The 17665-nt window shown below is 71.8% G+C and carries 19 protein-coding genes; 13 read left to right on the plus strand and 6 right to left on the minus strand.

Annotated features, from left to right (window positions below; translation table 11 throughout):
* Window positions 1-2 precede the first annotated feature (2 nt).
* On the minus strand, window positions 3-413 hold the full coding sequence (locus ACIQOE_RS13495) for a MazG nucleotide pyrophosphohydrolase domain-containing protein (RefSeq protein WP_351326678.1): 411 nt from the start codon (window positions 411-413) through the stop codon (window positions 3-5).
* 95 nt (window positions 414-508) lie between these two features.
* Between ACIQOE_RS13495 and ACIQOE_RS13500 the strand changes: the two genes are divergently transcribed.
* Complete coding sequence (locus ACIQOE_RS13500) at window positions 509-1507, plus strand: TAXI family TRAP transporter solute-binding subunit (RefSeq protein WP_351326676.1); 999 nt, start codon at window positions 509-511, stop codon at window positions 1505-1507.
* 12 nt (window positions 1508-1519) lie between these two features.
* Here ACIQOE_RS13500 and ACIQOE_RS13505 read toward each other — a convergent pair whose 3' ends face one another.
* Together ACIQOE_RS13505 and ACIQOE_RS13510 are read right to left on the minus strand one after the other, a co-directional pair.
* The gene (locus ACIQOE_RS13505) at window positions 1520-2917 is read right to left on the minus strand and encodes an ATP-binding protein (protein WP_401411479.1); all 1398 of its coding nucleotides are present in this window, start codon (window positions 2915-2917) and stop codon (window positions 1520-1522) included.
* Window positions 2918-2926: 9 nt separating this feature from the next.
* Window positions 2927-3613 carry a response regulator transcription factor gene (locus ACIQOE_RS13510; protein ID WP_362644308.1) on the minus strand — a complete coding sequence of 229 codons (687 nt, stop codon included), beginning with the start codon at window positions 3611-3613 and terminating at the stop codon, window positions 2927-2929.
* A 319-nt stretch (window positions 3614-3932) separates the two neighbouring features.
* On the opposite strand from ACIQOE_RS13510, the gene ACIQOE_RS13515 reads away from it, so the two are divergent.
* The 8 genes from ACIQOE_RS13515 to ACIQOE_RS13550 all read left to right on the plus strand — a co-directional run bounded on the left by ACIQOE_RS13515 (window position 3933) and on the right by ACIQOE_RS13550 (window position 10380).
* Entirely contained in the window at window positions 3933-4709 is a 777-nt protein-coding gene (locus ACIQOE_RS13515) for an amino acid ABC transporter ATP-binding protein (protein ID WP_365575868.1), read from the plus strand.
* A gap of 59 nt (window positions 4710-4768) precedes the next feature.
* Window positions 4769-5608: a glutamate ABC transporter substrate-binding protein gene (locus ACIQOE_RS13520; protein WP_351326669.1), complete on the plus strand. Its 840-nt coding sequence runs from the start codon at window positions 4769-4771 to the stop codon at window positions 5606-5608.
* Window positions 5609-5758: 150 nt separating this feature from the next.
* Window positions 5759-6424: an amino acid ABC transporter permease gene (locus tag ACIQOE_RS13525; RefSeq protein WP_351326667.1), complete on the plus strand. Its 666-nt coding sequence runs from the start codon at window positions 5759-5761 to the stop codon at window positions 6422-6424.
* Window positions 6421-7332, plus strand: coding sequence for an amino acid ABC transporter permease (locus ACIQOE_RS13530; RefSeq protein ID WP_351326665.1), 912 nt, complete (start codon window positions 6421-6423; stop codon window positions 7330-7332). Before ACIQOE_RS13525 ends, ACIQOE_RS13530 begins: the two co-directional genes overlap by 4 nt.
* A 235-nt stretch (window positions 7333-7567) precedes the next feature.
* Entirely contained in the window at window positions 7568-9202 is a 1635-nt protein-coding gene (locus tag ACIQOE_RS13535; protein ID WP_401411482.1) for an FAD-dependent monooxygenase, read from the plus strand.
* 78 nt (window positions 9203-9280) lie between these two features.
* Window positions 9281-9352, plus strand: a complete 72-nt coding sequence (locus ACIQOE_RS13540; protein WP_311737274.1) for a putative leader peptide — start codon at window positions 9281-9283, stop codon at window positions 9350-9352.
* A gap of 75 nt (window positions 9353-9427) precedes the next feature.
* The gene (locus ACIQOE_RS13545) at window positions 9428-9982 is read left to right on the plus strand and encodes a cysteine dioxygenase (protein ID WP_351326661.1); all 555 of its coding nucleotides are present in this window, start codon (window positions 9428-9430) and stop codon (window positions 9980-9982) included.
* Window positions 9979-10380: a rhodanese-like domain-containing protein gene (locus ACIQOE_RS13550; protein WP_351326659.1), complete on the plus strand. Its 402-nt coding sequence runs from the start codon at window positions 9979-9981 to the stop codon at window positions 10378-10380. The genes ACIQOE_RS13545 and ACIQOE_RS13550 overlap by 4 nt, the downstream gene beginning before the upstream one ends.
* A 68-nt stretch (window positions 10381-10448) precedes the next feature.
* Here the strand turns inward: ACIQOE_RS13550 and recX are convergent, their stop codons facing one another.
* Together recX and recA are read right to left on the minus strand one after the other, a co-directional pair.
* A complete protein-coding gene (gene recX, locus ACIQOE_RS13555; protein ID WP_401411485.1) occupies window positions 10449-11354 on the minus strand; it encodes a recombination regulator RecX in 906 nt (301 codons plus the stop codon).
* Window positions 11355-11358: 4 nt separating this feature from the next.
* On the minus strand, window positions 11359-12483 hold the full coding sequence (gene recA / locus ACIQOE_RS13560; protein ID WP_351935113.1) for a recombinase RecA: 1125 nt from the start codon (window positions 12481-12483) through the stop codon (window positions 11359-11361).
* Window positions 12484-12963: 480 nt separating this feature from the next.
* Between recA and ACIQOE_RS13565 the strand changes: the two genes are divergently transcribed.
* The 4 genes from ACIQOE_RS13565 to ACIQOE_RS13580 all read left to right on the plus strand — a co-directional run bounded on the left by ACIQOE_RS13565 (window position 12964) and on the right by ACIQOE_RS13580 (window position 16396).
* Window positions 12964-13239, plus strand: coding sequence for a polyprenyl synthetase (locus tag ACIQOE_RS13565; protein WP_351326653.1), 276 nt, complete (start codon window positions 12964-12966; stop codon window positions 13237-13239).
* Entirely contained in the window at window positions 13232-14284 is a 1053-nt protein-coding gene (locus ACIQOE_RS13570) for a polyprenyl synthetase family protein (RefSeq protein WP_401411488.1), read from the plus strand. Before ACIQOE_RS13565 ends, ACIQOE_RS13570 begins: the two co-directional genes overlap by 8 nt.
* A gap of 72 nt (window positions 14285-14356) precedes the next feature.
* Entirely contained in the window at window positions 14357-15517 is a 1161-nt protein-coding gene (locus ACIQOE_RS13575) for an oxygenase MpaB family protein (RefSeq protein WP_365575874.1), read from the plus strand.
* Window positions 15518-15604: 87 nt separating this feature from the next.
* The gene (locus ACIQOE_RS13580; protein WP_401411490.1) at window positions 15605-16396 is read left to right on the plus strand and encodes a hypothetical protein; all 792 of its coding nucleotides are present in this window, start codon (window positions 15605-15607) and stop codon (window positions 16394-16396) included.
* A 12-nt stretch (window positions 16397-16408) separates the two neighbouring features.
* Here the strand turns inward: ACIQOE_RS13580 and ACIQOE_RS13585 are convergent, their stop codons facing one another.
* Window positions 16409-17647 carry an AI-2E family transporter gene (locus ACIQOE_RS13585; protein WP_362644327.1) on the minus strand — a complete coding sequence of 413 codons (1239 nt, stop codon included), beginning with the start codon at window positions 17645-17647 and terminating at the stop codon, window positions 16409-16411.
* Window positions 17648-17665: the final 18 nt, after the last annotated feature.

Raw genomic sequence — 17665 nt, forward strand, 5'->3', positions numbered from 1 at the left:
GATCAGGCCTCGCCGCCCGGCGTCCAGCCCTGGCGGCGCAGTTCGGCCGAGACGTCCGGCGCCCGGTAGTGCTCGCCCTTCAGCACCTTGCCGTCGGCCCGGCGGGCGACCTGTCCGTCGGGCCCCAGCTTGCTCATGTTGGCGCGGTGGATCTCGGCGATCACCGCGTCCAGGTCGACACCGTGCACCAGAGCGGTGCCGTACGCGACGTAGACCACGTCCGCCAGTTCGTGCGCGAGCCGGTCCAGGGGCCCGGCGACGGCGACCTCGGCGACCTCCGCCGCTTCCTCGGCGAGCAGCTCTCCCCGGTGCGCGGCCAGCTCGGGGGAGACCTCCGTCGGCGTGCTGCGGGTGTCCAGGCCGAAGGCGTGGTGGAACTCTCGGACGAGGCGGGCGGGTGAGGAGCTGGTCATGCGGACGACTGTAGCCGCCGCCACGGACAGTCCCGGTCCGCCGCCGGGCACCCCGGCCCTGGTCAGGAAGGGGACCGGCTGGCAGGATCGCGCGCATGTCCAAGGTGCTCCCCCGGATCGGCAGGCGCCGCGCCCTGCAGGGCTCGGCCGCGGCCGTCGTCGCGTTCGGCCTGCTGCTGTGGTGGCTGCTGCCGCTCGGCGACGCCCCGCCGACCGGGACGATCACCTTCAGCACGGGCACGCTGCGCGGGGTCTACCAGGAGTACGGCACGCGGCTGCGCAGCGAGCTGAGCCGGGACATGCCGGGCCTGAAGGTGAAACTGGTCCAGAGCGCGGGGTCGTACGAGAACGTCCAGCGGGTGGCGACCGGCGAGGCGGACTTCACCATCGCGGCGGCCGACGCGGTGGAGACGTACGAACTGAACGGCGGCCGCGGTGCCGACCGGATGCGCGGGGTGGCGCGCCTGTACGACGACTACGTGCAGCTGGTCGTCGCGCGCGACTCGGGCATCTCCAGCGTGGCGCAGCTGCGGCACAAGCGGGTGGCGATAGGGCTGCCCGACTCGGGGGTCCGGCTGATCGCCAACCGGGTGCTCAGGGCCGCCGGGATCGATCCCGCGAAGGACATCACGCCGCTGGCCGACGGCATAAACACCGGCCCGGACCGGCTGCGCGAGGGCAAGATCGACGCGTTCTTCTGGTCGGGCGGGCTGCCGACCAAGGGGCTGCTGGACCTCGCGCGGACGTTCGGCTTCAGGTTCGTGCCGATAGACGGTGCTCTCGTCGCCAAGCTGCACTCCAAGAGCGCGGCTGCGCTCTACTACCGGGCGACCGACATGCCCGAGTCGGCCTACCCGTCGGTGCAGCAGGGCACGTCGGTGCCGACGATCGCGGTCTCCAACCTCCTGATGACCCGCGAGGACATGGATCCGCGCCTCACCGAGTGGGTGACCCGCACGGTCATCAAGAGCCGGGACGACATCGGCGCCCACGTCCACTCGGCCCAGCTGGTGGACCTGCGCACGGCGATCTACACGGATCCGCTGCCGCTGCAGGAGGGTGCGAGGCGGTACTACCGCTCCGTGAAGCCCTGAGGCCCCGTCCCGTCAGCCGCTCCGCGGCACCGAGACGGTCACCCGCAGGCCCCCCGTCTCGTGGTGCTCGTAGGACAGTGAGCCGCCGCCCGCCGAGAGCAACGACCGGGTGATCGACAGGCCCAGCCCCGATCCCTTCACGTTCTGGTGGCGTCCGCTCCGCCAGAACCGGTCGCCCACGCGCGCGAGTTCCTCGTCGGTGAGCCCGGGGCCCGTGTCGGTGACCACGACCTTGGACACGCCGCCCTCGGCCGCGACGTCCACCTCCACCGAGCCTCCGTCCGGCGTGAACTTCACGGCGTTGTCGATCACCGCGTCCAGCGCGCTGGAGAGCGTGATCGGGTCGGCCCACGCGGTGGTCGCCGGGCACTGCCCGCTCAGCCGGACGCCCCGCGCCGCGGCGGCCGGCGCCCACGCGGCGACCCGCTCCGCCGCCAGCCGCCCGATGTCCGTCAGCATCAGGTCCGCCTCGGCGTGCTCGGCCAGCGCCAGGTCGAGCAGGTCGTCCAGCACCGTGGCGAGCCGCTTGCCCTCGGTGCGGACCGAGGCGATCTCCTCGTTGCCCTCGGGGAGTTCGAGGGCGAGCAGTTCGATGCGCAGGAGCAGCGCGGCCAGCGGGTTGCGCAGTTGGTGCGAGGCGTCGGCGACGAAGGCGCGCTGCTGCTCCAGGACCTCTTCGACGTTGTCCGCCATCTCGTTGAACGCGTGGGCCAGCCGTCTGAGTTCCGGCGGGCCGCCCGCCGCCGCGACCCGGGACTTGAGCCGGCCGCTGGCGATCGCGTGGGTGGTGGCGTCCAGGACCCGTACCGGCAGCAGCACCCAGCCGGTGAGCCGCAGCGCCGCGCCGACGGCGAGCAGCATCGCGGCGATCTCGCCGGCGCCGATGAACAGCCAGCCGCGCAGGGTCCGTGACCGCATCGGCCCGGTGGGCGAGTCGGTGACGACCACGGCGACGACGTCACCGTCGCGGATGACCGGCGACGCCACGACGAGCCGGTTGCGCTGCCAGGGCCACACCTGCTGCGGGTCGTGGCTGCGCCGGCTGAGGAGCGCCTCGTCGTAGGCGGCGCGCACCTCGCCCGTCTTCGGCAGCACCCAGTCGTCGGGCGCGTTGGCCATGGAGGACGCGTTGCGGTAGAAGACGCCGGCACGGATGCCGTACACCTCGTAGTAGCTGATGAGTTCGCGGTGCAGGGTCTCCTGGCGGTCGTCGGTGCGCATCGGGCGCGAGGCGCTGGGTGTGCCGTCGACGAACTGGGCGAGGGCCGCGAACCGCGCGGTGTCGTCGATGCGGTCCACGACGACCTTCTGCTGCTGGGCGGCGGCCACGCTGACGGCGAGAGGGACGCCGAGCGCGAGCAGGACGGCCGCCATCAGGACGATGAGCAGCGGGAGCAGGCGTGTGCGCACCCGTCCCCGCTACCCGGCCGGAGCGACGAGCCGGTATCCCACGCCTCGTACCGTCTCGATGAGCGCGGGCCTGCGCAGCTTCGCGCGCAGGGAGGCGACGTGCACCTCCAGGGTGCGGCCGGTCCCCTCCCAGCTGGTGCGCCAGACCTCGCTGATGATCTGCTCCCGGCGGAAGACCACACCGGGCCGCTGGGCGAGCAGCGCCAGCAGGTCGAACTCCTTGCGGGTGAGCTGGACGACCTTGCCGTCCACGCTGACCTGGCGGGTGGGCAGTTCGATGTGGACGGCGCCGAGCCGGAGCGCGTCGTCGCCGTCGACGGTGCCGTCCTCGTGGTGGGTGCGCCGGCTGACGGCGTGGATCCGGGCGAGCAGTTCCCCGGTGTCGTAGGGCTTCACCACGTAGTCGTCGGCGCCGAGGTTGAGGCCGTGGATGCGGGAGCGGACGTCGGAGCGGGCGGTGACCATGATGACCGGCGTGGCGGTGCGCTTGCGGATCTTGCCGCAGACCTCGTAACCGTCCTGGTCGGGCAGTCCGAGGTCGAGCAGGATGACGTCGTAGCCGTCGCTCTCCGGGACGAGCGCCTGGAGGGCCTCCTCGCCGCTGCGGGCGTGGGTGACGGCGAACCCGTGCCGGGCCAGCACCGCGGAGAGCGCCGCGGCGACGTGGTTGTCGTCCTCGACGAGCAGCAGTCTCATCCCGGCCCCCTCCGGTTCAGCGGTCGTATCGCCCTGGTTCGCTCTCGGCTTGCCTGCGCAGAACCCGCGCCTTGTAGAAATCGCGTGCACGCGCGCGTGCACGATGGCAGTCACGCCGATGGACGACGATGACGTCAAGTGAGACGGGGCGGCGCGCGGGTTCCGTTACCCGGCCGATACGCGCACAGGTCACGACCACTACGACATGTGCCCGAATGCTATCGGATCGTGATGCTCAGATCTCCCTCAGATGTGATGACGCTGATCACGCGCGCTCACTACATTCCTCCGAAACCGAGGAGGACGGAGCCCGATAGCGATGACCGAAGTATCGGCGGCCAAGGAAGACGCGGCCGCGACCGGCGAACTGGTCGTCCTGAGGAGCGTCAACAAGCACTTCGGCGCGTTGCACGTGCTCCAGGACATCGACCTGACGATCGCCCGCGGCGAGGTCGTCGTGGTGATCGGGCCCTCCGGGTCCGGCAAGTCGACCCTGTGCCGCACCGTCAACCGCCTGGAGACCATCGACTCCGGAACGATCACGATCGACGGCAAGCCGCTGCCCCAGGAGGGCAAGGAGCTGGCCCGGCTGCGCGCCGACGTCGGCATGGTCTTCCAGTCCTTCAATCTCTTCGCGCACAAGACAGTGCTCCAGAACGTGATGCTCGGTCAGGTGAAGGTCCGCAAGGCGGACAAGAAGCAGGCCGAGGAGAAGGCCCGCGCCCTGCTCGACCGCGTCGGCGTGGGAACCCAGGCCGACAAGTACCCCGCCCAGCTCTCCGGCGGCCAGCAGCAGCGGGTGGCGATCGCCCGCGCGCTGGCGATGGACCCGAAGGTCATGCTCTTCGACGAGCCGACCTCGGCCCTCGACCCCGAGATGATCAACGAGGTCCTGGAGGTCATGCAGCAGCTGGCCCGGGACGGCATGACGATGATCGTCGTCACCCACGAGATGGGCTTCGCGCGGTCGGCCGCGAACCGGGTGGTGTTCATGGCGGACGGCCGGATCGTCGAAGAGGCCACGCCCGACCAGTTCTTCAGCAACCCGCGCAGCGACCGGGCCAAGGACTTCCTCTCGAAGATCCTGCACCACTGAGTCCCGGCAGGGCCCGCTTCCTTTCCACAGTCGTCTTCACCGAACGAGGGATGTTCAACATGCAGCTCCGCAAGGTCACCGCCGCCTCGGCCGCCGTGCTCGCGCTCGCCCTGTCCGCCACGGCGTGCGGCGGCAGCGACGACAAGAGCGACGACGGCTCCTCGGGCGGCGGCAAGATCAAGGTCGGCATCAAGTACGACCAGCCCGGCCTCGGCCTCCAGGAGCCGGACGGCTCCTTCTCGGGCTTCGACGTGGACGTGGCCACGTACGTCGCCGGACAGCTCGGCTACAAGCCGAACCAGATCGAGTTCGTGCAGACCAAGAGCGCCGACCGCGAGAACGCGCTCGCGCGCGGTGACGTGAAGTTCATCGCGGCCACCTACTCGATCACCGACGAGCGCAAGCAGAAGGTGGACTTCGCCGGCCCGTACCTGCTGGCCCACCAGGACCTGCTGGTCAAGAAGGACTCGAAGATCACCAAGGGTGCCGACCTCAACGGCAACAACCTGTGTTCGGTGACCGGTTCGACCTCGGCGCAGAACATCCAGAAGACGATCGCCCCGAAGGCCAACCTCAAGGAGGTCAGCACCTACTCGGAGTGCATCGCCGGCCTGCAGAGCGGCTCCGTCGACGCCGTGACCACGGACGACTCGATCCTCGCGGGCTTCGCCGCCCAGGACAAGTACAAGGGCCAGTTCAAGCTCGCGGGCCTGAAGCTGAGCAACGAGAACTACGGCGTCGGCGTCAAGAAGGGCGACTCCGCCACCCTCGACAAGATCAACAAGGCGCTGGAGAAGATGGTCTCCGACGGCTCCTGGCAGAAGGCGGTCGACGCCAACTTCGGCCCGGCCGACTACAAGAACGAGCCGGCCCCGAAGATCGGCACGATCGTCAAGTAAGGCGCGATTCCGCGCGCCCCGCGGAGCCTCCGCCGACGCGGGGATCCGGCAGGTCGCACGGTTCCTCGGGCGCGCCGCCGCCACCGCTTCCCCAGGCAGCGGCGCGCCATGCCCTCCACCTACGCCACACACCCGGAAGCGCGGGAAATCGTGTTCGACTTTCTTCAAGGCTACGACGTCCTAGGGGCGTTCTGGACGACGGTGAAACTGACCGTCTTCTCCGCCGTGGGCTCCCTCGTCTGGGGCACCCTGCTGGCCGCGATGCGGGTCAGCCCGGTCCCTCTGATGCGCGGGTTCGGCACGGCCTACGTCAACATCGTCCGGAACATCCCCCTGACCGTCATCATCATCTTCACCTCGCTCGGTCTCGCCGACATCTTCGGCGTCACCCTGGGCGCCCACGACTTCAAGGTCCAGGGCTTCCGGCTGGCCGTGCTCGGACTCGTCGCCTACACCGCGGCCTTCGTCTGCGAGGCGATCCGCTCCGGCATCAACACGGTGCCGGTCGGACAGGCCGAGGCGGCCCGCGCGATCGGCCTGAACTTCTCCCAGACGCTGCGGCTGATCGTGCTGCCGCAGGCCTTCCGCGCGGTGATCGGCCCGCTGGCCAACGTCCTGATCGCGCTGACCAAGAACACCACCGTGGCCGCCGCGATCAGCGTCGCCGAGGCCGCCGCCCTGATGAAGACGATGATCGAGAACGAGGCCCAGACCGTGGCCATCGGCGCCGTCTTCGCCTTCGGCTTCGTGGTCCTGACCCTCCCGACCGGCCTGTTCCTCGGCTGGCTCGCCAAGCGCCTGGCGGTGAAGCGATGACCTCGGTTCTGTACGACGCCCCCGGGCCCCGTGCCAAACGACGCAACGTCCTGCTCTCGGTCGTCTTCGTCCTGCTGCTCGCCCTCCTGCTGTGGTGGGTCTGGCAGAAGATGGACGACAAGGGCCAGCTCAAGTGGGCCCTGTGGCAGCCGTTCACCACCTCCGAGGCGTGGACCACCTATCTGCTGCCGGGCCTCGGCAACACCCTCAAGGCCGCGGCCCTCGCCATGGTCATCGCCCTGCCGCTGGGCGCGGTCTTCGGCATAGCCCGGATGTCCGACCACGCGTGGATACGCGTCCCGGCCGGCGCCGTCGTGGAGTTCTTCCGCGCGATCCCGGTCCTGCTGCTCATGCTGTTCGCCATGGAGTTCTACGTCCGCTCCACCGGCGTCGCCAGCGAGGACCGGCCGCTGTACGCGGTCGTCACCGGCCTGGTGCTCTACAACGCCTCGGTGCTCGCCGAGGTCGTCCGGGCCGGCGTCCTGGCCCTGCCCAAGGGACAGACGGAGGCGGCCTACGCGATCGGTCTGCGCAAGGGGCAGACGATGGCCGGCATCCTGCTGCCGCAGGCGGTCACCGTGATGCTGCCGGCCATCGTCAGCCAGCTCGTGGTCATCGTGAAGGACACCGCGCTGGGCGGGGTCATGCTCCAGTTCACCGACCTGCTCAACGCGCGCGGCACCCTGGCCGCCAACTACGCCAACGTCATCCCGAGCTTCATCGTCGTGGCGATCGTCTTCATCCTGCTGAACCTGGCCCTCACCACGTTCGCGTCCTGGCTGGAGGGCCGGCTGCGCCGCAGCACCCGCGGCACCGGCGCCGTCCTGGGCGCCGAGGACGTCAGCGAACTGAACGCGGCCGAGATCTCGGGCACCTACGCCACCGGGGCGGACTCGAACCTCCGCTGACATCGGGTCAACCCGCGCGACGCGCCCGGAGGCGGTGGCCGTACGGTCACCGCCTCCGCCGTTTTCCCGTGCGCCACGGGGCCCGCGCGCCCGCCATGCTGACGTGTCCCCGGGTGCGCCGCTTGACCGGGTGCCGCCCAGTCTGTTGCATACGTTCTGTGATCGTGCACCCTGCTCCACCGACCTGTTCATCCGTCTCCGTCGGGACTCGCGTACGGGCAGGGGGCGTCGCGCCGTGGACCCGGTGATCATCGTAGGAGCGGGGCCCGTGGGGCTCACGCTGGCGCTGGCGCTCGCGCGCCATGAGGTGCCCTCCGTCGTCCTGGACGAGGGGTCCGGCAAGGACGAGCCGCGACCGGCGCGCACGGTGGTGCTGCGCGAGGACACCGCGGCCCTGCTGACACGGCTGTCCGGCGCCCCGCTGGACGAGCTGGGCACCCGCTGGACCGGCTGGCGCTCGATGCGCCGCAAGCAGGTGACGCGCGAGGTCGTCTTCGACGCGGCCGGCGAGCCGTCGCCGCTGCACATCGCCCAGCACACGCTCACCCACGCGCTGCGCACCGCCGTCGCAGCCCAGCCGCTGGTCGAGATCGCCACGGACAGCAGGCTCGACACCGTCGAGCAGGAACGCTCCGGCGTCACCGCGCACACCCGCGGCCCCAACGGCACCTGGTGGCGCGGCAGTCACCTGGTGGGCTGCGACGGTCCCCGCTCCACCGTCCGCAAGCTCATGGACATCCGCTTCCCGGGCCGTACGGCCGTCGAACGGCACGCGGTCGCCGCGCTGCGCACGGAACTTCCCTGGCCCGGCCAGGCGTTGCTCCACCGGACGCCGCCGTGGCGGATGTCCGGGCCCCCGGCCGCGGAGGTGACCGCCCGCCCCCTGCCGGACGGCGTCTGGCGGCTGGACTGGCTGCTGCCGCCGGGGAAGGACCTCGTCACGCCCGAGCTCCTGGTGAACCGGATCCGGGAGACCCTCGCGGGCTGGACGGACGGCACCACCCCGCCGTACGACCTGCTCGACACCGGTGTGCACACCGTCCACCACCGTCTCGCCCGCCGCTGGCGGGCGGGCCGGGTGTTCGTCGCCGGGGACGCGGCGCACCTCCTCGGCGCGTTCGGCACGCACGGGCTGGAGGAGGGCCTGCGCGACGTGGACAACCTCGCCTGGAAACTGGCCCCGTCCTGGCACCACGGACCGCACGAGGCCCTGCTGGACAGCTATCAGACCGAACGGCGCGCGGTGGTCGCCGGCCGGCTGCGCGCCGCCGACCAGGTGCTGCCGCTGCTGCGCGGCGGTGGCGGGCTGCGCGGCATGGTGCCCGGCGCGGCCCGCGGACACGACGCGCTCCTCACCGACGGTCACCTGGGGCACGGCCCGCTCGGCGCGCCGGGCACGTACGCCGGCTCGCCGCTCGCGCCCCGGCATCTGGAGCACGAGATCCCGGTGGACACCCCGCCGGGGGCGCCCGTGACCGACGTCCGGGTCACCGCGGAGGACGGCACCTTCGTCCAGCTGCGCTCCCGGCTCGGCCGCGGTGCGCTGCTCGTCGTCCTCATCGCGCCCGGTACGGGGGTCTGGGACCGCAAGCACTGGGTCTCCGCCGGTGTCATGCCCCGGCTCGCCGCGGCCGTGACCGCGCTGCCGCACCCCGCCGAGCTGCTGGTCGCCGAGGAGTACCCGGGCGCACCGGCGCACTCGGTGCTGCTCGTGCGCCCCGACGGCCATCTGGTCACCGCCCTGAGCGGCGTCCGCCCGGCCGATCTGTACGCGGCCGCCGAGGCGACGCTCGGCGGCAAGGACCCGGAGAAGACGCAGACGGAGACAGAGACGGAGGAGGCGGCGGAGGCCGGATCGCGCGCCCGGTGAGCGTGCGGTCCACATGCTGACAGTGAGTTGACCCGCCTGCACCGGCGTGGTGTACTCCGCAACGTGAACGACACCACTGTGCGCCTGTGGCGGAAGGTCCATGTCGACCTGGTCCGCTATGCGGGCTGCGTGTGTCTTCCGTCCTGCTGATTTCGCTTTCTCTTCCTCCTTCGCGGGGCGCCGTCGGCGCCCCCCTTCGGCGAATCTTCATCAGGAACGGTGCACGTGTCTGCCTCTCTCTCCACCTCTTCCTCCTCCGTCTCTCCGTCCGCCTCCGCGCCCGGCGCCGCGCCCACCCAGGCGGACCTCCTCGACTTCGTCCGCCGTACGGCCGCGGACACCGAGCTGATCGCCTCGCTCCCGCTCGACCCGGAGGGCCGCACCTGGGTGCGGCTCGACGGTCCCGGCGGCAGCGAGGCGTGGCTGATCGGCTGGCCGCCCGGTTCCGGCACAGGCTGGCACGACCACGCCGAGTCGGTCGGCGCTTTCCTCACCGCCGCGGGTGAGCTGCGGGAGAACTCGCTGGCCACCAGGCTGCCCACCGACGGCTGGAAGACCCTGGAACTCTCCGAGGACGTCGACCGGGAGCGCCGGCTGCCCGCCGGCAAGGGCCGCTCCTTCGGCCGCGACCACGTCCACGAGGTGCTCAACGAGTCCACCGAGCGCCATGCGGTCTCCGTCCACGCCTACTACCCGCCGCTGCCGCGGATCCGCCGCTACAGCCGCAGCGGACCGGTGCTGCGCCTGGAGCAGGTCGAGCGGCCGGAGGACTGGCAGTGAGCGGCGCCGCAGAACACCCCGTGGGCATCGACGAGTTGCTGGAGCGGGTCCGCGGCGGCTACCGGCGCGTGGCGGCGCGGGAGGCGTACGAGGCGGCGCGTTCCGGCGAGGCTCTGCTGGTCGACATCCGGTACGCGGCGCTGCGCGAGCAGGACGGCGTGATCCCGGGTGCCCTCGTCATAGAGCGCAACGAGCTGGAGTGGCGCCTGGACCCCCAGGGCAGCCACAAGGTCCCCGAGGCCACCGGTCACGACGTCCAGGTCGTCGTGATCTGCAACGAGGGATACGCGTCCAGCCTGGCCGCGGCCTCCCTGCACCAGCTGGGCCTGCACCGGGCCACGGACCTGATCGGCGGCTTCCAGGCCTGGAAGGCCGCGGGACTGCCGGTCACTCCCTGACGAAGGCGCCGACCGGCGGCGCCGACGGCCGGTACGGGATCCGGGACGGTCCCGGATCCGACGGCCCGTCAGAAGTCCCCGCCCTCGAGGAAGTCGGTGTCCTCGCCCTCTTCCTCCAGGGCTCGCCGGACGACCCTGAGGGCCATGCCCTCGGGATACCCCTTGCGGGCGAGCATGCCGGCGAGGCGGCGCAGGCGGCGGTCCCGGTCCAGGCCCCGGGTGGAGCGGAGTTTGCGGGCGACGAGTTCGCGGGCCGTCTCCTCCTCCTGTTCGGAGTCGAGCTGCCCGACGGCCTCGTCGATGAGCGTCGAGTCGACCCCCTTGGTCCGCAGTTCCCGGGCGAGTGCGCGCCGGGCCAGCCCCCGGCCGTGATGCCGGGATTCCACCCAGGCGTCCGCGAACGCGCTGTCGTTGATCAGTCCGACCTCCTCGAACCGGGACAGCACCTCCTCGGCGACGTCATCGGGGATCTCCCGCTTGCGCAGGGCGTCCGCGAGCTGTTTCCGGGTGCGCGGGGTCCCGGTGAGCAGGCGCAGGCAGATCGCCCGTGCCTGCTCAGCCGGGTCCGCCGGAGACTCCCCCTGCCCGGCCCTCGACGAGGAGGAGGAACCTCCGTCCTCACCCGACGGCTCCCCGAAGCCACGCCGGCGGCGCGTCCCGGGCCGCCGCGAGCCACGGCCGGGTGATCCGTGTCCGCGGGGCCCGTCCGGGCCGTCCTGCGTGCCGTTCCCGTACTCGTCGTACGGGTCGGGCGGGCCGTCGTCCTCGTACGCGCCGTCACGCCCGTACGAGCCGTCGCTTCCCGGTGCCGCACCCCCGTCCCGGCGCCGACGCGGCACCGGCCGTCCCCCGCTGTCGTCCCCGTATCCGTCGCCGCCCGTGCCGTGGGCCGTGGAACCGTCCCCGGTTCCCCTCCCCCGTGGGGCGCCGGGGGACGTGTACTCGTGGTCGGCCCAGTCGGTTCGTCGTGTCACGGCGTCAGCTCTTGGCGGTGGCGGCCTTGGGCTTGGTGACCTTGGCGGCGGCCGGGGCCGGCACCGTCTTCGCCGCGTCGTCCGCGGTGGCGACCGCCGCGTCCGCGCCCGGCTCGGCGGCGGGCTGCTCCGGGCGGACACCGACGCCCAGCTTCTCCTTGATCTTCTTCTCGATCTCGTTGGCGAGGTCGGGGTTGTCCTTGAGGAAGTTGCGGGCGTTCTCCTTGCCCTGGCCGAGCTGGTCGCCCTCGTACGTGTACCAGGCGCCGGCCTTGCGGACGAAGCCGTTCTCCACGCCCATGTCGATCAGGCCGCCCTCGCGGCTGATGCCCTGGCCGTAGAGGATGTCGAACTCGGCCTGCTTGAAGGGCGGGGCCACCTTGTTCTTGACGACCTTGACGCGAGTGCGGTTGCCGACCGCGTCCGTGCCGTCCTTCAGGGTCTCGATGCGGCGGATGTCGAGCCGCACCGAGGCGTAGAACTTCAGCGCGCGGCCACCGGTCGTGGTCTCCGGGGAGCCGAACATCACGCCGATCTTCTCGCGGAGCTGGTTGATGAAGATCGCGGTGGTCTTGGACTGGTTGAGCGCGCTGGTGATCTTCCGCAGGGCCTGGCTCATCAGCCGGGCCTGCAGGCCGACGTGGCTGTCGCCCATCTCGCCCTCGATCTCCGCACGTGGGACGAGCGCGGCGACGGAGTCGATGACGATGAGGTCGAGGGCGCCGGAGCGGACCAGCATGTCCACGATCTCCAGGGCCTGCTCGCCGTTGTCGGGCTGGGAGAGGATCAGGTTGTCGATGTCGACGCCGAGCTTCTGCGCGTACTCGGGGTCGAGGGCGTGCTCCGCGTCCACGAACGCGACCTGGCCGCCGGCCTTCTGCGCGTTGGCCACCGCGTGCAGGGTCAGGGTCGTCTTGCCGGAGGACTCCGGCCCGTAGATCTCCACGACCCGGCCGCGCGGCAGGCCGCCGACGCCGAGGGCGACGTCGAGCGCGGTCGACCCGGTCGAGATGACCTCGATGGGCTCCTTCGTCCGGTCACCCATGCGCATGACCGCGCCCTTGCCGAACTGCCGTTCAATCTGTGCGAGAGCGGCTTCCAGAGCCTTCTCGCGGTCGGTACCTGCCATGGGTTCCACCCGGTTTGCTTGAGTCGATCGCTTCACGTCAAAGACGCTAACGCCTGCCACTGACAATGCGCCCCGACGCCGGTCCGACCTGTGGACAACTCGGGGACATACCCACCCGGACCACGTCGAACTGCCACTGGGGGTTCTCGCCGAGGACCTCGCCGGAGCTTCCATCAGAATGGATGTTCGAATTCCGTGTCAAGCGCACCACGCGGCACTCCCGCACATCTCCACCGGGGCGGCGGGGGCGCGAGGCGGGGACGCGGGGCAGCCCCGGAACCGGGGCGTGCGCGGCACGTGTGCGGGAGCGCGCGGCACTCCGGGGGCGGCGGTCCTGACCGGGCACCGCGCCAGGGCGACCCGTGCCCCCGGGAGGCGTTCACCCGATCGTGGCTTCCCGCATGCCGCTCCCGCCGCGTGGCGATCCTCGAAGAGGCGGCCGGCGGACGGCGCCCCTGTGTGCCGTGGATGGGAGAACGCATGACACGTGAGACGGTACGACGCGGCCTGGACGAACAGGCCGTCCTGCTGGCGGCGGGACTGGCCGATCTGGCGGTGAGCACGCTGGGCACCGCCGTCGGCACGGTGCGCGGGCTGCTGCGCCGCTCGGACGCGGGCGCGCTGGCCGCGGAGGCCGAGCACGACCTGACCGCTCGCGGACGCCTGGTGCTGGACCGCTTCGCGACCGCCCCTGAGGCCCATCTGGAGATCCTCGCCCGGCACGCCCTGGCCCGGCGGACCGCCGACGATGACTGACCGGTGGGATCCGACCGCCTTCAAGGACCGCGTCGACGAGGTACTGCACCGGTTCGTCGCCCAGGAGGCCGACCTGTTCGCGGCGATCGACCCGCTCCTGGGCCCGGTGGCCGGGCAGCTGGAGGCGGCGGCCGCGGACGGCAAGCGGCTGCGGGCGGCGTTCTGCTACTGGGGCTGGCGGGCGGCGGGCCAGCCGGACAGCGACGCACTGGTGCGGGCCGCGGCCTCCATGGAGCTGGTGCACGCCGCCGCCGTCGTGCACGACGACCTCATCGACGACAGCCCGCTGCGGCACGGGCGCCCCACGGCACATGTCGCCCTGCGGACCGCCGTGCCCGCCGGCCCGTGCGCCGACGGCACCGCGCGGTCGCTGGCGATGCTGGTCGGCGATCTGCTGATGTCGCTGGCCGGACAGCTGTTCGCGACCTGCGGCCTGCCCGCCGCCTACCTCGCCCGGGGCCGCCCCCTGTGGTCGCTGCTGGCCCGGGAGCTGATCGCGGGCGAGTGCCTGGAGATCCTGCGCACCGGCACCGGCCCGGACACGGCCGCCTCGCTGAAGGTGATCCGCTACAAGACCGCCAAGTACACCGTGGAGCAGCCCCTGCTGATCGGCGGCGCCCTGGCCGGGGCCGGCGAGCGGCTGCGGGCCGGGTACTCCGCGTACGGGCTGCCGCTGGGCGAGGCGTTCCAGCTCCGCGACGACCTGCTCGGCCTGTTCGGGGAGACGGAGCGCACCGGCAAGGCCAATGCCGACGACGTCCGCGGCCGGCGGCCCACCGCGCTGCTCGCGGAGACCTGGCGGCTCGCCCGCGCCGAGGACCGGGAACGGCTCGGCGCGCTGCTCGGCAGACCCGATCTGGGAGCGGAGGGCCTGGACGCGGTCCGCGAGGTGATGTGCCGGCTCGGGGCGCCCGACCGGATCGAGCACATGATCGGCACGCGGGTCGTGGAGGCGCTCGACGCCCTCGGCTCACTGCCCGTGCCGGCCCCCGCCGCCGGCGCCCTGACCGCGCTGGCCCGCTCGGCGGCGGTCCGCGCGTCCTGACACCCGTCCACGGCCCGCAGGACCGGGCGTCCCCGTGAGAACGACGTGACCCGTGAAGACAAGGAGCCCTGCGTGACCCACACCGAGGCATCGTCGGACCCCCTGCGGCAGGCCGGTGACGAACTCGCCGACGCCACGGTCGCCACCCTCTTCGAGCGCGGGGAGGTGGGCACGTTCAACACGCTGATGCGTTACGTCTCCACGGCCGGCGCTCCGCTGCCGGACGGGCTGCCCGACGTGGCCCGCGCGTACCTGGAGGCCACCCGGATGCCGCCCTCCTGGGTGGACTGGGGCGAGATGGAGAAGGCCCGGCTCTTCTTCATCGACAACAACGTGCACATCGCGACCGCGCTCTCCTTCGCCGCCATGCCCGCCTGCTACCTCGTCCCGCACGTGGCCGGGCTGCTGTCGGCCACCCACGGGCTCGCCTACCCCTCGAAGCGCATGGCGGAGACCGGCCAGTTCACCGTCCACCTGATGCAGCCCGACGCCTTCGAGGCCGGCGGGCGTTTCGTGCCCGCCGCCCAGAAGGTGCGTCTGCTGCACGCCTCGATCCGGCACCACCTCAGGCGCGAGAACCGGTGGGACACCGAGGCGCTGGGCACGCCGATCTGCCAGGAGGACATGATCGGCGGGCAGATGTTCTTCTCCCTGCTGGTCCTCGACAGCCTGCACCGGCTGGGCGTCCATCTGTCCACGGAGGGCGCGGAGGCCTACTACTACGCGTGGCGGGTGGTGGGCGCCATGCTCGGCGTCGACCAGGAGGCCGTGCCCAAGACCCTCGACGAGGCCCGCGCCTTCCTCGACCGGTACATGGTCCGCCACATGGGCCCCTCCGCCGAGGGCGCCCACCTGACCCGGCAGCTCGTCGAGCTGTACGAGGAGGTCGTCCCCGGCACCTTCTTCGACCCGATCGTCCCGGCGCTCGTCCGCCACCTCGTCGGCGACACCTGCGCGGACTGGCTGGAGGTGCCGCGCACCCCGTGGGACACCGTGGCGAAGGCCGTACCGCATCTCCTGGGCGTCCTGGAGACCATCGAGGACCGCTCCCCGCTGGGCGCCTGGGCCCTGGACCACCTCGGCCGTCTCACCACCGTCTTCGAACTGTCCTCGCTCACCCGCGGCCGCGTCATGCACTACGCCATCCCCGAACACCTCAAGAAGGACTACGGCGTCCAGGGCGCCGTGCCCCGCACCCGGCGGTGGACCCCGCCTGCCGCCACCCTCGCCTGACCGTCCGCCCGCCTACTCCCCCCGGCGTACGGCGGGTGCCTCCGGCCGGACGACGACCGTGCGGACGGCTGCCGGGAGGCTGGCCGCATGCTCTCGTCCCTGAAGACCCCGCCCCGCGACCGCCCGGTGAGCCGGCTGCGCGAAGTCCGCCCCGCCGAGCGTCTCTGTCATGCCACCGGGACGGTCCTCGTGCTGTCCGGGCTCGCGCACCTGGTGGTGTTCGCCGTCGACGGCGGCCCCTGGTGGGGCCCGGTGTCCTGGCGCAAGCCGGTCACGTTCGGGCTGTCCTTCGGGCTGACGCTGATGGCGGTCACCTGGGTCACCTCGTACCTGAGGACCGGGGAGCGGCTGCGGACCGTGCTGCTGGTGGTGTTCGCCGCCGACTGCGTGGTGGAGGTCGGCGGGATCACCCTGCAGGCGTGGCGCCGGGTGCCCTCGCACCTGGACATGGAGACGCCGTTCGACACGGCGGTGTCGATGACGCTCGCGGTGGGCGGCGGTGTGCTGGTGGTGCTGCTCACCGTCTTCGCCGTGGTGTCGTTCCGGCGGCGGCCCGCCGGTCCCGAGGGCATGGCGCTCGCCGTGCGCTCCGGGTTCGCGGTGCTGCTCGTGGCGCTGGTCTCGGGAGCCGCGATGATCGCGCGCGGTGTGGTGCTCGTGAGGACCGGGCATCAGGAGGCGGCGTACGACTCGACGGCCCCGCTGAAACCGCTGCACGGCGTCAGCCTGCACGCGGTGCTGGTGCTGCCCGCGCTGGCCTGGTCGCTGTCCCGCACCTCCTGGAGCGGACGGGTCCGGTGGCGGATCGTGGCCACGGCGGTGGGCTGCTACGCGGCCGCCGTGGCCGCCGCCGGGGTGTGGGCGGTGCTCACCTCCTGAGACCCGCGGCCGTCAGGCCGGTCCCTCGCCCGACTCCTCGGCCGGCCGCTGCCAGACCAGCCGCCGTACGCGCGTGCGCAGCCCGGGACCGCCCGTGCCGCGCCGCAGATGTCCGTGCACCCGGGGGTCGTCCGTGACGTCGTACCGCTTCACGTAGGCGCCGAGGAACGCCTGGAGCGTGGCGACCGCCGGGATGGCGATCAGCGCGCCGACCGCCCCGAGGAGCGCGGTGCCCGCGATGACCGAGCCGAAGGCGACCGCCGGATGGATGTCGACGGACTTGGAGGTCAGCTTGGGCTGGAGCATGTAGTTCTCGAACTGCTGGTAGATCACGACGAACACCAGCACCCACACCGCGTACAGCGGGTTGACGGTGAACGCGATCAGCATCGGCAGCGCGCCCGCGAGATAGGTGCCGATGGTGGGGATGAACTGCGAGACCAGGCCCACCCAGACGCCGAGCACGGGCGCGTAGGGCACGCCCAATGCCTCCAGCAGGATGTAGTGGGCGATGCCGGAGATCAGCGCCATCACACCGCGCGAGTACAGGTAGCCGCCGGTCTTGTCGACGGCGATCTCCCAGGCCCGCAGCACCTCGGCCTGGCGGGCGGGGGGCAGGACCGAGCACAGGGTGCGGCGCAGCCGGGGGCCGTCGGCGGCGAAGTAGAAGGCGAACAGGGTGATCGTCAGCAGCTGGAAGAGGCCGCCGAGCACCTGTCCGGAGACGTCGAGCACACCGGCCGCGCTGTTCTGCGCGTACTTGCGCAGCCAGTCGGAGTGCAGCAGTCCTTCCTGGACGTCGACCCGCTTCACGTCGGTGTGGAAGGTGTGGTTGACCCAGTTGATGACCGAGTCCAGGTAGTCCGGGAAGTCCTCGACGATCTTGATGATCTGGCCGGCCAGCATGGAGCCGAGCAGCGTGACGAAGCCCGCCGTGGCGATGGCCAGGCCGAGGAAGACCAGGAAGGTCGCGAACCCGCGGCGCATGTTGCGGGCGGCCATCCAGCTCACCGCGGGCTCTATGGCGAGCGCCAGGAAGAACGCGATGAGGATGTTGATCAGCAGGCCGGTGAGCTGGTGGAAGGCCCAGCTGCCGAGCTGGAAGGCGGCGATCAGGGCGAGCGCCAGGATCATGGCGCGCGGCAGCCAGCGCGGCATGCGCGCGCCGCGCGGCGCGGCGCCGGCGGGCGGCGTCGTGTCGGTCGGGGATGCGTCCAGGGCGGTCCGCCCGGCGTCGTCAGTGGGTGCCACGGTGCAAGTCTCGCCGAC

This window comes from Streptomyces sp. NPDC091282, from assembly GCF_044757385.1.
GTDB classification, from domain to species: Bacteria; Actinomycetota; Actinomycetes; order Streptomycetales; family Streptomycetaceae; genus Streptomyces; species Streptomyces gramineus.